Source organism: Vibrio sp. 11986-1-5 (genome assembly GCF_963878025.1).
Taxonomy (GTDB): Bacteria; Pseudomonadota; Gammaproteobacteria; order Enterobacterales; family Vibrionaceae; genus Vibrio; species Vibrio injensis.
In genome coordinates this window covers 147,022-161,871 of sequence record NZ_CAWNVW010000011.1, presented here as the reverse complement: position 1 = coordinate 161,871, position 14,850 = coordinate 147,022, and the positions used below count along the sequence as shown (strand labels likewise).

The window sequence follows — 14,850 nt, the reverse complement described above, 5'->3', positions numbered from 1 at the left end:
TCAACAGTAGTAAACAATAGACAACGTGTGAAATTCAGCAACAAAAAAAGCCACTTGGCTAGTTAGTGGCTTCTATTCTATTTAATTAAAAAAATAAGGCAACCAAGCATTTAGTTGGTGTGATATCGGTTAAAAGTTTAAGATAAAACTTATATCCCTACATCACTTGCGGTCAAGTTATGATATTCAGTAGGGATTTGATCCCATGCAGACTTGATTTCACGCAGAATATCTATCACATCATCGAGTGGTTGCGGCTCGTTTTTGTGGTTCGCAGTAGTGATTTGCGTGATCATAAATTCATACAATTGATCAAGGTTTTTTGCAATATCCCCGCCATCGTCCATCGACAAACAGCCACGCAAACTAATAATGATGTCCAGAGCCTTGCCTAAACGCTCACCTTTAACAGGGATGTTGCCTTGCTGCATTGCCGCTTTTCCTTGAATCAAACGCTCTATGGCTCCGGCCATCAGCATCTGGACGATTTTATGCGGTGAGGCCGCACTGAGCTGGCTATCCACTGATACTTTTTTGTACGCCTGTAAAGAACCACGCATAGTCTTCCTCTTTATAAAAACTTTTTGTATTGTTGAAGCGATTTATTACCGTATCGATATTGACGTAATGAGTTACCAATCGATAGGGTTTTAGACTGCATCATTTCAACAAGATGTTGTGTCTCTTGGATCGCGCTCTGCCATTCATCGGACTGCGCAAACTGCGGATTATCTACGATATAACTCAGTAATACCGCTAACAGTTGTTCCCTATTATCGACCAAGCGATGAATTTCTTCAGTGTTAATGTCGTCAATAGTTAACTTTTCTTTTATTTGTTGATTAATATCAAATAACGCTTGTAGATCGGCCTGCATGCCATTAACCCAGTGCATTCATCATACCTGCAAGTTGAGACTGCATCTTACCTGTCGCATCCTGCATGGCTGCAAATTTCGCATGAGTTCGTTTTTCTAACCCATCCATACGGCGATCCAATGCATCTTGATCATTGACTAATCGACGATTCTGCTCAGTAATACTGTTCTCACGAGTTCTAATCGAGCCGGTCGCTCCGGTCAAACCTTGAATCGCCTCTTCGACTCGTCGAGCAAAGCCTTGATTACCACCAAAAAAATCACCCAGTTGATTAAAATTATTATTCAACTGGCGATTGAGCATAGCATAGTTAATCTCTAAGTTCCCTTGACGGGTGGTAGTAATCCCTAATTCCGTCAAACTTTTGAGCTGCTCAGGCCCTTGTTCAATTGGTGATGAAAAAACCGATTTAAGTCGTGAATCGGCACTACGAACAATGCTATCTCCAGCAAGCGGTCCAGCGCGGCCTGTCCTTGGATCGACAGCCGATAATTCTTTACTGATTTGATAAAATTGATTGTAAGCCGCAACGAATTGCTCAATGTCTTGACGAACACTATCCCTATCGTACTCTATGCCAATTTCTGCTGGCCGTTGATTGGCGTCATGTCGACCTTTAAGAGTAAGATTAACGCCATCGATAGCATTTTCAATTATGTTATTTTCACTGGATAATGTCGCGATCCCATCAAGTAGGACCAAAGAATCTTGCCCAGCTTGAACTTGGATCATCCCTTGATATTCATCAAAAGAGTGCTGCGCGGCTTTTAATTGAGCTTGAACTTGTTCCATCTTTTCAAAAACAGCAAGCTCTTCAGCAGATAACTTGGCTCTTTCAGCGGCTTTTGCCTCCTCCGGAGTCATATTGCCGCTTTTTATCGCTTCTTGTATTGCGGCTTGCTCTTGGGCAAGTTTGGCATCAATTTTGGCTTGGGCTTCTTTAGGCGTCACATAAGAATCAAGCAACGTGCCTGACGCGGTATTACTCCAACCAGGAATATCGGCGGCCTTTGCTAAGCCATTTTCATCGAGTTCCGGTTGAGGTTCAGAGTAAGAGTCAAGCAAGGTACCTGAGGCAGTTTCGGTCCAACCGGGAATGCGCTCCTCAGGTCTTAAATAACGATTAGCCTCTTCTGCAGCCTTTATGCCAGCACTTGAGACATCATCGAGCTCTTGTGTTGTTGAGACCACTTGCTCAGCTTGAGCCGCGAGCTCGCTATCCACAGCACGTGCGGCCGCACCAATTTTTTCAGCCACTTGTGCCGCGATTTCTTGCTGCTCAGCCGTCAAAGGAGCAATAATTTGTTGCGCTTCAGCTCGTGCTTTCTCTAAATCTTTAACCCTTTGCTCTAAAGTTTTATACTCCAAGCGTTTTAACGGATTACCAGACTCAGCTTGCGCTTGAATTGAAATTTGGTGTTTTTCACCCGATAAATTCGAAGCAATGATCAGCCGAGGCCCTTCGACATCATTGATGATCGACGCTCGCACACCGGGGTTATTTTTATGGCCATTAATCTCTCGTATCACATCTGTCAGCCGAGAATTATTAGCAACATCAACTGTAAATTGTCTTTTCCCGAGAGAAATTTGCAGCTTACCCTCACCAAATCTTGTGTCACTCGGTATAACCTCTGACGCAATTTTATGGCTTTGAGCAAGCTGCAACACATCGACTGAGTATCTCCCAGCAATCGCATCGGTTGAAGCGGTTGCAGAAACAATCTGGTCATCAGAAGTGTCAACTTTGCGCACAGCAAACGCTTTCTCTTGACGAAAATTCGCCATGAGATTTCGCATGGTATCCAGTGATTCTCTGAGCCTGCCATAGGCACTAATACTGGCTTCATTATCATAGCGTTTATTATCAATGCTTTGCTGTTTTGGTATACGCTCAGCATCAACAATCGTCCTTACGACGCTATTGATATCAAAACCAGTGTTCATCCCCATTGGGCCTAAACTCATCCAATCACCTCAATCATACGATTACGCCTTAATCACCAGCAAGCCTGACTTTGGACTCTGCTCACGAGAGAGACGCCGTAATACTTCAAGCATTTCTTCTTCAGGGATCTGCCGAATAATGTCGCCCGTAGAGGCTTCATAAATCGTCACAACATCCCGTCCGGATTCTTCATCAACCCGAAACGCCAAACCTTTATTGATCGAATTAACAAACTCGTCCATTTTCTCAATAACCACTGCGCGTTGCTGCTCGTTTATCCGCTCTCTTTGTTGAGATTGTTTAATCGCGGCTTGCAACGCTTGTTCTTGGTTGCGTTTTAGTTGTTCAGACACTTGCGCATTGACTTTTTCTGTCTTGCGCACCGAACGGTGACTCTCCTGCGAAGAAGCACTTACCACGCTGTCGTTTCCTGAAGCAAGTTTAGTGCCACTTTGCGAGCCGTAAGGCTGGATGTTCGATGTGTAGGATGGTACTTCCATAACAATCTCCCTTCCACCTTATAGGTAGCTTAATCGCTAATCGCGCGTTCAGCTACCCATGCTGCCCATTGCACCGTCAGTTAACCTAACAGGCTAAGAGCTGCAGATGGTGACTGCTTCGCTTGAGCTAATACTGAGGTACTCGCTTGCTGCAAAATTTGTGCTTTAGTCATTGCCGTTGTTTCACGTGCGTAATCCGTATCTTGGATACGACTGCGCGAGGCATTGACGTTTTCATTAGTATTCTCTAAGTTATTAATCGCATGAGAGAATCGGTTTTGAAAAGCACCTAATGAAGCTCGCTGGCTATCCACCGACTTCAGTGCGCCATCAAGAATAGCAATCGCTTCTTGTGAACCAGCAACAGTAGTGACATCAATGTTTTTAACGTTAACATCTTGTCCTGCGCCAAAACCGATTTCGGTAGCAAGATCGCCAGCTATCGTCACATCACCGGTTACTTTTTGCGAAGAGGCATACAACTGAAGCTTGCCATCTTCACCGACGGAAGCATTGATATCTTCACTTTGACCATTGATGTAAGTCGCAACCTCTTCAAGATCATCACCAGATTTCGCGTTAATGGTGATTTCTCTCGCTTCACCCTGCTTATCGGTATAGTTAAGCGTGAGTTCAGTCGCGGTAGTGACTCTCCAATCTGGCGTTTGGCCTGTTTCTGCTCGATACGCTTTTCCGCCCATCTCAGCCGTATCAGAGCGCAAACTTCCCATCGTTAGCAACACCGCTTCGCCTGACTCAGCACCAATTTGGAAAGATTTACTACCAAAAGTACCGTTCAGCAGCCGGTTGCCACCAAAGGAGGTACTTTCCGCAATCCGGTTAAGTTCTTGGTTAAGGGCCGTGACTTCTTCTTGAATCGCGACACGCTCAGAGCGTGAGTTTGAACCGTTAGAAGATTGCAGGGCAAGATCTCGCATACGTTGCAAAATATTGGTACTTTCGCCCATCGCACCTTCTGCGGTTTGAGCAATAGAGATCCCATCATTTGCATTGCGTACTGCTACGTCAAGCCCTCGGCTTTGTGAAGTTAATCGGTTTGAGATTTGCAACCCTGCTGCATCATCACGAGCACTGTTAATACGATACCCCGATGATAGGCGTTCCATTGATTTTTGCACACCTTCAGCGGCACCATTCAGGTGGCGTTGTGCGGTCATCGCCGACACATTGGTGTTTACGTTAATTGCCATAGTTTGATCTCCTTAGGCGGATAGTTGGTATACCTTCAAGTCTCTCACCTCTCGTCGGTATACCTCATTTCTCTCGTATCCTTTAACGGCCTCAATTAAATATCCTTTAGGGAAATAGTCGACATTTTTCTATTTTTTTTCTTCTCATCGCTAAAAGGCGATCCAGCTCAAAAAATAACGCTCGTCTATGGCTAAAGATTACAAGAAACCGCCCCACCTAACTCAATTTCAAACATAAAAAAATCCAGCCGAAGCTGGATTCTTTGTAAAGGCAGAGATTGATTAGCCAAGTAAACTTAATGCGGCATTCGGTGCCTGCTTGGCTTGAGCTAAGATAGAACTTGAGGCTTGACCAAGGATTTGCGCTTTGGTTAACGCTGTGGTTTCCTTCGCAAAATCAGTATCTTTAATACGGCTCTTCGATGCATTAACGTTCTCGTTAATGTTATCCAAGTTGTTGATAGCATGGTTAAAGCGGTTTTGGAAGGCACCAAGTTCTGCACGGTGACTATCGACATATTGTAACGCGGCATCCACGATAGCCACAGACTCTTGGGCTCCACCAACACTGGTGACATCAATGGTACTGACAGTAACGGCTTGACTCGCCCCCATCGCCAGCTCAGTCGCTAACGTGCCACCAAAGGTCACATCGCCGTCGACTTTATGGTTACCAGTGAAAACCTGTAGTTGTCCTTTTTCATTAACTGAGGCTTGCACTAGGTCCGTTTGGCCATTGATGTAAGTGGCAAGTTCTTCAATGTCATCACCAACTTTGGCGCTGATATTAATGGTTTGCTCTACGCCGTTCACATCATTAAGTGTCATCGTTAATTCATTATTGCCATCGCTAACGGTCCAGTTCTTATCGGCTTCGGTTGCGGCCACATAGCTGTTCCCACCCATTTTAGCGTTATCACTACGCATGTCGTTAAGAGTCAACATGACGGCTTCACCACTGTTCGAACCAATTTGGAATGCTTTGGTTTGGAACGTGCCGTTAAGTAAACGGTTACCACCGAAAGACGTGGTTTCAGCAATACGATTGAGCTCATCATTCAGCGCGGTTACTTCTTCTTGAATCGCGACACGCTCTGATTTTGAGTTAGAGCCGTTAGCTGATTGCAATGATAGATCACGAATACGTTGTAAGATATTAGTGGTTTCTTGCATCGCACCTTCAGCCGTTTGTGCCATTGAGATACCATCATTGGCATTACGCACTGCGACATCTAAACCACGACTTTGTACATTTAAACGGTTAGAGATTTGTAGACCAGCAGCATCATCTTTAGCGCTGTTGATCTTAAAACCAGAAGATAGACGCTCCATCGACGTTTGTTGCGCATTAGTCGCGCTATTTAGGTAACGTTGTGCGGTCATTGCGGCTACGTTGGTATTTACATTCACTGCCATGGTAATTTCTCCAATTGATTTTCCGATGTTTCCGGTTTTCGACGTCTCGTAAAACCAAGGTAGTTCTCTCAAAGTTATTTTCTTAGCGGCGTGTTCTGAAAAACCTTTAGAATTTTTTTTACTTTTCTTTAAAAAAACTCACTTTGTGGTTAAAAACGCACCAAACTAGGAAAAATAACAAAAAAGGTATTTTTTTCACTCAAGCTTTCAAATGACCTGTCGATATAGATCTTTTTTTTAATTATTCAGTAAAGACAATGCGAGATGAGGCTGTTTTTTCGCTTGGCTAAGAATCGACGTGCTGACTTGTTGCAGTATTTGCTGTTTAACCATTTGAGTGGTTTCTTTAGCAAAGTCAGTATCTTTGATCCGGCTATTTGAGGCAGCTAATTGCTCATGCATATTATCAAGGTTATTAATGGCATGATAAAAACGATTTTGAAGGGCGCCTAATTCGGCACGGTGACTATCGACATACTGCAATGCGGTATCAATCACAGCGACAGCACTTTGCGCGCCACCAACGGTGGTGATATCAAGATCATTGACGGTTTCATACTTTCCAAAGGTAAGCTGTAGCTGGTCAGCCAAACCACCTGAAAAATAAGGCTGGCCGTGAATAAAATGGCTATGTTGATTTTCGAAATAAATCTGTAACTGTCCATGTTCATCAACCGAAGCCGACAGCTTATCGGTTTGACCATTAATATAAGTCGCTAATGACTCGATGTTATCACCGACTTTAGCCTGAATATCGACAGTTTCCGTTATGCCTGCGCGATTCATAAACGAAATAGACAACTGGTGATTCCCTTGTTCAACTTGCCAATCCGAACCTTTAGGCAGAGAAACATATTTAAAGCCGCCCATTAGCAACTGGTCACTCCGCATCGATTTCAAACCGACTTGTACCGCCTCTCCAGAGGCCGCACCAATCTGAAAAGAAGCTGAACCAAAGCGCCCATTAAGCAATTTACGCCCAGCAAAAGAGGTGGTTTCTGCAATTCGGTTTATTTCATCATTCAAAGCACTCATTTCTTCTTGAAGTGCTCGTCGCTCAGCTTGGCTATTCGAGCCATTCGCTGACTGTAAGGAGAGATCGCGCATTCGCTGCAAAAGGGTTGTTGTCTCTTGCATCCCGCCTTCTGCGGTTTGCATGATCGAAATACCGTCATTCGCATTACGCGCTGCGACGCCTAAACCTCGCATCTGTGTTTCTAATCGATTGGAGATTTGCAACCCAGCGACATCATCTTTAGCTCGATTAATTCGTTTACCAGAAGATAATCGATCCAGTGATTGCTGAAGGGCTACTGACGCTTGGCTAAGGTGCCGCTGAGCAACTAGCGCCGAAACATTGGTGTTGACCGAAAGAGACATGCTGTTTTATCAAATTGCTCATTAACTATTCTACTTGAATAGATATGTCGGTAATTTAGCAAAATACTTTAGGAAATATTGATATTTTCTAATAAGCAAATCAGAAATTGATACAACGTGATAATTCATCAACAACTTGGACAATAAGACTGCAAGCTCTTATGCATATAGATAACGATAGAATTGGTGCGAATGTATCGCAACTTAAAGTAGGAAGGAGATAAACACTGACTCACATAAACGAAATATATCTGGGATAGCTCAACACGACCAATATTCCTATAGATTATTTTGTAAAATACCATTGTTCATTCGAGTGTTTACTTTGAATCCCCCTTAGTTACTCTCTGTGAATGGACGACGAAAACAGTCGCGAACGATTCTGCTGTTAAATAAGTATAAAAAACACCATAACAGAACGATTAATGTGATGGCATTAACCCAATCAAAAGAACCTTGCTCTAGATAAACATGGTAAAGCGTTTGTATAAATTGCAAACCAACCATGAATAGAGTCAGTGATCTCCCTGAACTCACGATGCCGTTAATCCAGCTACGATCAGGAGTCCGCAAATTGATCAGCCACATCAATACCAGGCTAGGCATCCCCATAGATAAACCTAAATAAAACAATGAATGGTCTGGGTAAAATAATGTTAAAATCGTAGAACCATGGTCTCGGCTCACCCCTGCCACAACAAAAACAACCCACGCTTTAGCTAAAAACAGCCAAATAAACCAGACCAATAGTGGGGCTTTAAGAAAACCATATCGGTCATAGCGCTCTAAGCAATAAAGCATTCGTTTTGCCACCTCATTGAGAAAAAACGCCATAAACTTAACGTATACATTTAAAATAGCTAGGCTGATTATTCAATCCTTACGAAACTCTTACCTATTTCACGAATTTCTCACTTAAAGATAACACCTATTCATTCCGTCTCATTTGATAATAGAGAGGGGCGATGGTTCTATACTCAACGACAAATAGAAGTTAGGTGATTGGTAACAACATCTTACGTTCAACGTAACACCGCACACCGCTGGCCAGCGAGAGCAGCATTTTTTACAAAAACCAACACCCCGACAATAACCACTTAAATGATGAGGAAAAACCTAACAATGGACTAACAGAAAGTAAAATTTTTGTACTTTTCTCTATAAACATAAAACCACCTAAGCAGTTCATCCCTACCTCCGACAATAACAACATAAGCCATTGTTTTAAAATGGATTAATTAGTAATGATAACAAATAATAGAAAACAAATATAGTTTGATAACCTACAAACCAAGAACCTAACAAACTGATAAGCTTCGGATCTTAACTTTCACACAAGTAACCGGTTACTGACTAAGTGAACCTATATTAGAAGATAACTCATTGATATTATGAAAGCAGCGTTAGTCATATACCTATCTTCAACTTGACATCGATTTTATGATTTATACTCTAACTAAATAACGTCTAGTCTAAGATAGATAAAGCAGTGACGAACTTTACAATACTAACTCATAACTATACTAAAAAGATTTAACACTATGACCATACAATACAAGTACGCTGATAAATTCATTTTCGAGCCAGAAACATTTCGACTCATTTTAGAAAAAAAAGAGATCAAGTTGAGCCATAAAGAATCTGCGGTACTGGTTCAACTGTGCATCAATGCTACACGAGTTGTAGATCGTAGAACGATGTTAACAGAGATCTGGGGAGATAGAGAAAGTAGTGATATCAGTTTGAATAAAAACATTTTACTACTAAGACGAAAATTCGAATCCATTGGCATCAAAAATGCCATTGATACTGTCCCTAGGGTTGGTTATATCTTAAAATTAGATATTGAGACTATGCAAGGCGATTCACTCGCTCATCGAGAAGAGATTATCGATGACAGCATCAATACTGAAAAATTAGACGCGAATAACTCATCTAAAAAAGCTATAAATAAGCTAATACCAGTTATTTTAATCCTCTCTATAATCATAGTAACATCAATTGTAATAAACTTAACTGAAAAAGAAAAAATAACTGAAATATCGTTAATCCGTCCAAATAATAAAGACAATCAACGAACCATAATCTATACAAATGATATACCTGAAAATGATTATAAAAAATATATTACATTATCTGACCTCGTAAACAAAAGCATTCATTACTACGCTCTTATATCAAATGAAGCCATCTCATTTATTAATTTGGATAAAAAACAAAATATGACATGGCAGAAAACATTTTTAATTGATAAAAATAAAGATTTATCATCACAGATTAAGTGCATGGCCAATTATATAAATAGTTATGAAGCTAAACCACTTAATGTAAAAAACATACCAGGCATGACTTTTGTTCGTCTCAATTTTTATCGCTCTTGTTCTGAAAGTGATGCTTTTATTGGGACAATGCTGATAAAGAGCACAACTACAGATGACGGAACTTCAACATGGACTCAAGACTTTTCCTTCACAGGTAAAAATGATGAAGTTTTATTTCACTTAAAGCGCTTTTCAAGGGCATATAACTCTAAAAAATCGATGCATCTTGATATAAAATCATTCACTATTGATTATGTTAAACAAGAGGCTTTGCAACTTGATTTTGATTTAAATCGTATCTTTAATCAATTTACACAGGATGATATTTATTTAAAAACCGTAGATAAACAGCGTAAAATTTACCTATCATCCGTTTTTGGCGGGATTATTTTTCATGTAAGTACATTTCAGAATAATATGGAATAAAATTAAACTTATCTTTAGTGTGAGTTCAAGGTATTATTTATTCTCATGAGACAAACGAACGGCGTTTTTTATTCGTTCGTTTTTTAATTTTGTTTGCGCAAGAGGAGGTAAGTAACACATTTCAGACTCAAGCTGATTACTAACATTATGTTTTATGATAAAACATAATGTATTTACAAATCAAAATGATTTAAAAGGGTTAATAAAAGCAAACAACTCTAGAGAGATTTCGATTGCACTAATAATATATTAACTTTAAGTCAACTTACTAAAAAACATTATTGAATCTGTGGGTTATCAACTCCACTATCAGTTTATAAAAAGGATAAATAAGAAAATGAATAAACTTCGTTTCTCTTTACTCACATCAATGATTCTGGTTGGTATTTCACATACTGTATTAGCTGATGAATCAAATCTTTATTTAGGGGCAGGCGTCGGTGTCGGACATATTCATGGTTTAAATAACATCGAAGGGGTTCAATCTTCTGTTAATGATGCTACTGCTGGCAACCTATTTTTAGGTTATGACTTGAATGATTACCTGTCGATTGAAACGGGTTATCTTTATGTAGGTAAAGGAAAAACCGATCATCTTCCATTTAAAAATCAAGGCGCGAGCCTCAGCCTTAATGGACGAGTCCCATTGGTTGGCGATTTATCTTTACTCGGTGAATTCGGCGCTTATTGGTCTCGCACTGAAGGGCTTGGTGAAAAAGGCAGCAAGGCTTCGGCTATTTTAGGTACTGGTCTCTCTTATCAAATTAACGATCAGTTTGATATACAAGCCCGCTGGAGATATATCAAAAATGTCGCCGATCTGAATAGCGAAGTTTACCAAACACGATTTACACCCAATGAAAATATCGCCACGTTAGAATTGGTTTATCATCCTTTTAGAACGAAAAAGGTTGAACCTATTCAACAGACCAGTTACGAAGAACCGGTTACTCCTGCACAGGAAGAACAACCCGTAAGCGTGATCGTTGATAAACCCTTTGAAATTAACGCTGAGGTAAACTTTAGTCTCAACCAAACCACATTAGACAGTGAAGCATTACGATCTCTAGATAATCTGCAGCAACAACTATCAGAAATGAGCACGAAAAAACAGATGGAGACTATCGTGATTGGCTATTCTGATAGCTTGGGGGCGGATCTCGTCAGAGATCGGGTGGCTAAAGAGCGAGCAGAAGCAGTAGCCAATTATCTCGTGCATATCGGAGTCCCAGAAAGTCAAATGCACGTACAAGCAAAGACCATTTTTGATCCAACCTGCAGCGATGTAACCAATAAAGAAGAGCAGGTTGCTTGTCTCGCTCCTAATCGCCGTGTTGACATTAAAATCACCGGCTATCAAGAAGTGGAAGAACTCGCCTCGCCTTGGTAATTACCCATTATAGAAAATTTTGGCTGCCTATCTTCGTTTCCCCCTAAACAAAATTTCGCAGCCATACCCTTTGGCCTCACTCAACAGTGAGGCCATTTTTTTAGGTTTCATTTTCAAATGACATAACGATGCTGGCATACCAATGTAAAGTAGCTGATAACCATGGTCTCATAGAGATGCTTAATCCCATAAGCACGCACAGTTAAATCCCCCCCAAGACCCGATACTTCAGCAGCAGTAATAACAGGGTACTCATCCGGGCTGCTCACCTCATTACTCAGCGTCGTTGAAGTCTCTGCAGCGGTAGCATGCCCCACAGCACCAAATAAGCTTAGCGCTGCGAACGCCAATAACGTGGATAAATGCATTGTTTTCTGGTTGTCCTTCTATATTAGAGGTTTAGTTATTAAACGATTGAGGGCGGCAAGCTGTGTGTGAAAATCGTTTTCTCATTCCTGCGCAACCCACGCCGTTAGGCAATGTGATAGTGTCATTGGATTAGACGGGATTTCATGACGGAAATAATTCAGAATTATTCTAAAATCAATAGAATGCGAATAACGTTCAGTGAATGTTGACACGAATGATTAGGGCAATAGTGAACCACAAGGAGTGAATAAACGGCCGGGCGAGAACTGAGAACGAGGCAAATATCAGGAGAGTTATATACAGAACAGGCGCTATGTTAGCCAAACATAGCGCCTGTACGAACCGGATATTAGAAATGGTTAACTCAAATTATCCAATGACTCGCAGCATTGTTAACAGTTCGGGAACAACAACCAACGATTGTCGGTCCATCCGAGAGATTAAACTTCCCATCTCGTGGGTTGTAATAACTAGTAGGATGCAATTTTATTTGTACTCAACAATAACAGGAACAGCCCATTGGTACTTACCGGGTTTAGTCGGCGCAGCCGTCATTTCACCAGGGATCGGAACAGTACATCCATCCTTGCAGTCTAATGCCAAGCTACCCGTGGAAAAATCCTCGAACGTTATGCGAGTACCGGATTCAGGATCAATAAACTCACGGCTATTGTTGACCTTAACGTCGAATGCTGTTTTCTGGGAGCATTTCACATACATGTTCGTCTCAGATTTGTAGGGGCCAGGACCACTTATTATACCAAATCTCATCGAGTCGGGAACCTGTGCATCGCATGAAGCTGGTGGACCTGATGGCGCCCCTGCACCAGACATGTCTATAAAAAATTGATAATATGATACGCCATCATACCATTTGGTTGTCGTGGTGATGTAGATCATTAATCGGTAATCTTTTAGTTTTTCTTCATCATATTCAAATCGCACTGTACAGTTATTTCTTATGCTGTTTACTATATCACTCGCATTCGTACGCCATCTCTCTTGCCATTGTTCTACAGACATTGCTGGTAAATTGTAACCACACTCTTGGTCATCTGTCATTGTGGAATACAAAATGAATACTCGAAAATTCCCTGGGCGATCCTTTGGATTAGTAGAGGGGGATGCCTCACTTATATTCCCGTTTAATATGTCTCCCTCATCTAAGGATAGCGAGTAAACGTCCGGCATTTCTGTTTGAATAAATTGCCAGCTTAGTGCGGGTCCAGACAAGCATGAAGTAACTAGTAACGTCAGCCATGATAGGAACCGAGAGGCTTTTTTATGCCCAACATAATTTTTCATTTAAAGCACCTTATCCACCGTACCCGATAATTCTGCACTCGCGCTAGGCACTCCTGATGGGAATAGCCTTGGCGGCGAGCCTGCTCATAAAGCCGCAGAGATCGGGTACGGTAATGGCGCAGGGCGCGTGGCGCAATGCCCACTCTTCCCTGCTCGTTATACCAACCACCCAGCCAATCGAACCCTTTGCTTAGCTTACCTATCTGGGTTTTGTCTGGGTGAAGTGAAAAGCCGCCTTCGGCCAAATGGCCTCGTAAGGTGGCAAAGGCCCGTCGAAGCCGCCATCGGCTACGGGCGATAATAATCAAATAAACCATCGCGGATGTCATGGAGCACGTTGCCAGCGGTAGTCGTTAGTCATAATCCAGCGTGAAATTGGCGGTGGCATTAAAGGCCCCCGGCGTCACCCCTGCTTGTGCCGAAGGCAGTAACTGCACATAGGCGGCAAAATCAAGCACATTAGGCCCATCCGCTAAGGTTAAGGCACGGCTTGGCTTATTAATCGGTAACGCTTGGCCGCCTTGCTCTAGCCCTATCGCAATGCCTTTGGCCTTACTGTCACCGGAAAGGGCCAGTAACGTAGCATCTTCACTTTGCACACCAGAAAAAGTGACTTTGACACTGTCTGCAATGGTTGGATCGCACTGTTCAAGATGCAACTGAAACGGCTTACTCTGGGTTCGGCCATCACGCAACAGTTCTTTATTGATGATATTGCCAAAATCGACAGGGATGATTTCATCCCCAGGGCGTAGTGAGCATGGCTGACCCACCACCTCGGCGGTGATGGTCATCATCAGCTCATCTTTACCCGCTTGTGCCAAAGGTGCGAGAAACAGAGTCAAGAGTGGCAAAGTCGCTATCCAGCATTTACCCCAACGGTTACCACTGTTTGCAGCTTGCAGCGCAATGTATGGAATGCACATCATGGTTGCTTCCCTATTTGGCGGCTTTTTCAGGCAACAAACGGCAACTGCTGGTGCATTGATAGCTCAAGGTACGACGGCCACCGAAATCATCAACATAAGTAAAAGTTGGGTTTTGGCCAAGCTTTGCAACGGCTACATTAACCATTGCACTATCGTTAGGTGCCATCATCACCGCTTCAAACCCTTCCACACCATCACCTTTAACGCTGCTTGCTGCTGAAACGATCGTCACATAATACGGGGTGGGGTTACTGAGCTGATATTTTCCGTCTACCTGTTGCAAAGTCACTTGCTCCTGCCACGGCCCTTTATTACTGCCAGGTTGAACAACGAGACTCGCAGGGCGGTAAAAGAACTTAATGCGTGTTTGCAGAGCCAACTGCAGCGTGTTTGGTTTATCACTGCGTGGCGGCACTTCTCGCAGGCTAAAGTAGAACAAGCTCTCTTTATCTTGAGGTAGCTGCGCGACACTAGGGAGTGTCTGGATTTTTACCAAGCTCTCCATGCCAGGTTCCAAACGCTGAACTGGGGGTAACAAGGTAAAAGGCTGATTAACTTTATTACCTTCTTCATCTTCTAACCAAGCTTGTGCTAGGTAAGGCATGGTTTTGTTGTTGTTGCGAATGGTAAGGCTCATCGATTTGGCCTCTCCCGGGTAAATTACCCGGGTTCTGTCCAAAGAGACCGCTGCCTGTGACTGGCCTGCAAGCAGAGCCAGTAACATAGGAAAGGTATAACGCAATGTATTGTTCATATTGTTTATCTCAATCTAATAAT

General features: G+C 42.3%; 14 protein-coding genes. 2 read left to right on the top strand and 12 right to left on the bottom strand.

The features are described 5' to 3' along the window. Positions 1-149: 149 nt before the first annotated feature. The 8 genes from fliS to AACS00_RS03690 all read right to left on the bottom strand — a co-directional run bounded on the left by fliS (position 150) and on the right by AACS00_RS03690 (position 8,134). Positions 150-560, bottom strand: coding sequence for a flagellar export chaperone FliS (gene fliS, locus AACS00_RS03725; protein ID WP_072669915.1), 411 nt, complete (start codon positions 558-560; stop codon positions 150-152). A gap of 11 nt (positions 561-571) precedes the next feature. Beyond that, the gene (locus AACS00_RS03720; RefSeq protein ID WP_072670064.1) at positions 572-877 is read right to left on the bottom strand and encodes a flagellar protein FliT; all 306 of its coding nucleotides are present in this window, start codon (positions 875-877) and stop codon (positions 572-574) included. A gap of 4 nt (positions 878-881) precedes the next feature. After that, positions 882-2,846, bottom strand: a complete 1,965-nt coding sequence (gene fliD, locus AACS00_RS03715; RefSeq protein ID WP_110166558.1) for a flagellar filament capping protein FliD — start codon at positions 2,844-2,846, stop codon at positions 882-884. A gap of 21 nt (positions 2,847-2,867) precedes the next feature. Next, positions 2,868-3,326, bottom strand: coding sequence for a flagellar protein FlaG (gene flaG, locus AACS00_RS03710; protein ID WP_040904131.1), 459 nt, complete (start codon positions 3,324-3,326; stop codon positions 2,868-2,870). A gap of 80 nt (positions 3,327-3,406) precedes the next feature. After that, on the bottom strand, positions 3,407-4,537 hold the full coding sequence (locus tag AACS00_RS03705; protein WP_110166557.1) for a flagellin: 1,131 nt from the start codon (positions 4,535-4,537) through the stop codon (positions 3,407-3,409). A 282-nt stretch (positions 4,538-4,819) separates the two neighbouring features. After that, positions 4,820-5,953 (bottom strand): flagellin, encoded by a 1,134-nt coding sequence (locus AACS00_RS03700; protein WP_110166556.1) that lies wholly within the window; start codon positions 5,951-5,953, stop codon positions 4,820-4,822. A 237-nt stretch (positions 5,954-6,190) separates the two neighbouring features. Next, entirely contained in the window at positions 6,191-7,333 is a 1,143-nt protein-coding gene (locus tag AACS00_RS03695; protein WP_110166555.1) for a flagellin, read from the bottom strand. A 336-nt stretch (positions 7,334-7,669) separates the two neighbouring features. After that, positions 7,670-8,134: a DUF2919 domain-containing protein gene (locus AACS00_RS03690; RefSeq protein WP_110166554.1), complete on the bottom strand. Its 465-nt coding sequence runs from the start codon at positions 8,132-8,134 to the stop codon at positions 7,670-7,672. Between the two features lie 740 nt (positions 8,135-8,874). Between AACS00_RS03690 and AACS00_RS03685 the strand changes: the two genes are divergently transcribed. Together AACS00_RS03685 and AACS00_RS03680 are read left to right on the top strand one after the other, a co-directional pair. Then, positions 8,875-10,080 carry a winged helix-turn-helix domain-containing protein gene (locus tag AACS00_RS03685; RefSeq protein WP_110166553.1) on the top strand — a complete coding sequence of 402 codons (1,206 nt, stop codon included), beginning with the start codon at positions 8,875-8,877 and terminating at the stop codon, positions 10,078-10,080. 337 nt (positions 10,081-10,417) lie between these two features. Then, positions 10,418-11,470 (top strand): outer membrane beta-barrel protein, encoded by a 1,053-nt coding sequence (locus tag AACS00_RS03680; RefSeq protein ID WP_110166552.1) that lies wholly within the window; start codon positions 10,418-10,420, stop codon positions 11,468-11,470. Between the two features lie 113 nt (positions 11,471-11,583). Here AACS00_RS03680 and AACS00_RS03675 read toward each other — a convergent pair whose 3' ends face one another. From AACS00_RS03675 to AACS00_RS03660, 4 genes are all read right to left on the bottom strand, one after another. Next, positions 11,584-11,838: a hypothetical protein gene (locus AACS00_RS03675; RefSeq protein WP_110166551.1), complete on the bottom strand. Its 255-nt coding sequence runs from the start codon at positions 11,836-11,838 to the stop codon at positions 11,584-11,586. A 487-nt stretch (positions 11,839-12,325) separates the two neighbouring features. After that, complete coding sequence (locus tag AACS00_RS03670) at positions 12,326-13,144, bottom strand: hypothetical protein (protein ID WP_110166550.1); 819 nt, start codon at positions 13,142-13,144, stop codon at positions 12,326-12,328. A 353-nt stretch (positions 13,145-13,497) separates the two neighbouring features. Next, positions 13,498-14,073 (bottom strand): fimbrial protein, encoded by a 576-nt coding sequence (locus tag AACS00_RS03665; protein ID WP_146205766.1) that lies wholly within the window; start codon positions 14,071-14,073, stop codon positions 13,498-13,500. A gap of 10 nt (positions 14,074-14,083) precedes the next feature. After that, positions 14,084-14,827 carry a fimbria/pilus periplasmic chaperone gene (locus AACS00_RS03660; protein ID WP_110166549.1) on the bottom strand — a complete coding sequence of 248 codons (744 nt, stop codon included), beginning with the start codon at positions 14,825-14,827 and terminating at the stop codon, positions 14,084-14,086. Positions 14,828-14,850: the final 23 nt, after the last annotated feature.